Here is a 2,415-nt window from a genome sequence, read left to right as displayed (position 1 = left end):
CAGCGGTGTTGGGTGGTGCGGCCGAGCGCGGGCCCGGCGGTGGCGGTGAGGACGAGCGCGGCCGCCCCGCAGCCGATCAGCTGCAGGACGATCGGGTCCGCACCGGTCAGCAGCCCGACGCTCTCGGCGACCGCGGCGGCCAGACAGATGAGGGCGGTGCTCCAGCTGAACCCGAAGGCGTTCAGCAGCAGCGCCAGCCAGAGCGAGCCGCCCAGGAGCAGCATCGCGCCGAGCTGCGGCACGCCGAGCGACGGGGCGCCCGGCCACAGCACGGTCGCGGCGGCGTCCAGCGCGGCCACGGTGGTGAGGTAGATGAACAGGCAGCCGAGCAGGATCCCGCCGGTGCGGCGGGTGAACTGCCCGGTGGTGTGGCTGGTGCGCAGCGCGGCCACCGCCATCGCCCGGTAGCGGAACAGCAGCCACTCGGCGAGGCCGAGACTGAGCGTCAGCGCGATCATGGCCGGCCCGGTCGGGGTGGTGCTCACCCCGGAGGGCGCGGGGTGGCCGCCGTGCACCGGGGTGTGGGCCGCGTGGGAGGCGGCCTGCACGGCCTGGTGGATGGTCTCGCCGAGGCCGGCGATCAGCGTGAGCGCGCCGCAGGCCAGCCCGAACAGCAGGTGCGGGACCTCCTGGCGGATCGGCAGCTTGAGGTCCACGCCGTCCTGGTCGCCGCCGCGGGCCGCGACCAGCAGCTCCCGTGCGGCCAGGCCGACCGCCAGCACCACCGAGGCGAGCAGCACCACCGTACGGACCGTCTCCGGGACGTCGACCGCCAGCACCACGCCCGCGCCGACCGAGGCCGGGGCCAGCGCCAGCAGCAGGAACTTCTCCCGTCCGAGCACCAGCAGCGCGGTGGCCGCGCCCAGGTAGCAGGACTGTCCGGCGGCGAACCACAGCGCGCCGAGCGGCCCGCCGACCACGTACGCGGCGGCGGAGGCCAGCAGCGCCCCGGCCGGTGCGCCGACGGCCAGGCAGACCGCGGCCTCCCGGCGGCGCAGCCGGCCCAGCCAGCGGTAGGCGCGGTGCGCCAGCGCCTGGTTGAAGCCCCAGCTGACCAGGGTGGCGACGGACAGCGCGAGCATGCCCGAGGGCAGGCCGAAGCGCATCCGGGCGGTGGCGAACAGGTTGGCGCCGAGCAGGTAGCCGAGCCCGGGCAGGGCGAACACCAGGCCGCGCACCACGCAGCGCCACGGGTCGGCCCGCCAGGGGTTGGCGAACTCGGAGCCCTGGCCGGGGTAGCGGCGCTCGACCTTCTCGAACAGCTCCTCGGCGACGGTGAAGGCGTCGGGGCGGCCGTAGAGCAGGGCGGCCTGCTCGTCGGAGAGGCCGTCGGACTCCAGGAAGGCCGCGATCTCGTACGGGTGGACGGCGTCGGCGCAGATGTCGTGCAGGCGCTCGGCGAGCTCGTCCAGCGGGTCGTCGGAGAGGTCGAGCTGCTCGGCGGGGTCGGGCTCGACGGGCGGGGCGGGGCGGCGGCGCTTCAGCGGCAGGGTGCGCAGCTGCATCGTCCGCTCGGCGCCGCCTTCGTCCGGAACGAGGCGGATCGGCCCGCTCATGCGCCCACCTCGCAGGGCTCGGCGGCCGCAGAGCGGGACACGCGCCTCTCGATGGTTCGCTCGCTGCGCTCGTTCACGCGCCCACCTCGCTCGGCTCGGGTCGGGCGGTGGCCAACTCGGGCCGGGCGGCGGTCAGCTGCTGGTCCCAGTCCGGGCTGGGCGCCTGGTCGGTGACGGCGACCATGCCGCCGGGCATCCAGCGGGCGGTGCCCAGGAGTTCGGTGTAGATGCCCCGGAAGCCGTCGATGTTCTGGCGGAGCGTGAACTGCTCGATGACCCGCAGCCGGGCGCCCTCGCCGAGCCGGGCGCGCCGCGCGGGGTCGCGCAGCAGCTCGATCGCGGCGGCCGCCATCGGCTCGGGCTCGCGCGGCGGGACGACCAGTCCGGTGTCGCCGACCGCCTCGCGCACGCCGCCGACGTCCGTGGAGACGGTCGCCCGGCCGCAGGACATCGCCTCGATCAGGGTGAACGGGAAGCCCTCGCTGATGCTGGAGAGCATCACCACGTTGCCCGCCGCGTACGCGTCGGTGATGTCGGCGACGCGGCCCTCGAAGGCCACCGAGTCGGCCACGCCGAGCTCGGCGGCCAGGGCTATGCAGCCGTCCCGGTACGCCTCGCCGCCCTTGGGGGTGCCCCCGAAGAGCCGCAGCCGCGCCTCGGGGATCTCCTGGTGGACGAGGGCGAAGGCCCGGATCAGCGTCTCCAGGTCCTTGATCGGGTCGACCCGGCCGGCCCAGCTGAGGGTCGGCGTCTCGGGCTCGGGCCCGGCCGGCGGGAAGGCGGCCGGGTCCACGCCGTTGTAGACGGTGCGGATGTGCGCGGACGGGGTGCCGCCGCGCTCCTCCCAGCGCCGGTTGTA

2 protein-coding genes are annotated in these 2,415 nt (G+C 75.6%); both read right to left on the bottom strand.

All coding sequences use genetic code 11. The annotated features are described in order from the left end of the window. A partial coding sequence (locus ACIP4P_RS45040; protein WP_400930332.1) for a hypothetical protein occupies positions 1 to 1,556 on the bottom strand: 1,556 nt, incomplete at its 3' end. Between the two features lie 73 nt (positions 1,557 to 1,629). Further along, on the bottom strand, positions 1,630 to 2,415 hold a 786-nt coding region (locus ACIP4P_RS45035), incomplete at its 5' end, for a glycosyltransferase (RefSeq protein WP_400930329.1).

The sequence above is a fragment of the Kitasatospora sp. NPDC089509 genome (assembly GCF_044749365.1).
Taxonomy (GTDB): domain Bacteria; phylum Actinomycetota; class Actinomycetes; order Streptomycetales; family Streptomycetaceae; genus Kitasatospora.
The sequence above is the reverse complement of the archived record's forward strand: the minus strand, read 5'-3'. Positions and strand labels throughout refer to the sequence as shown.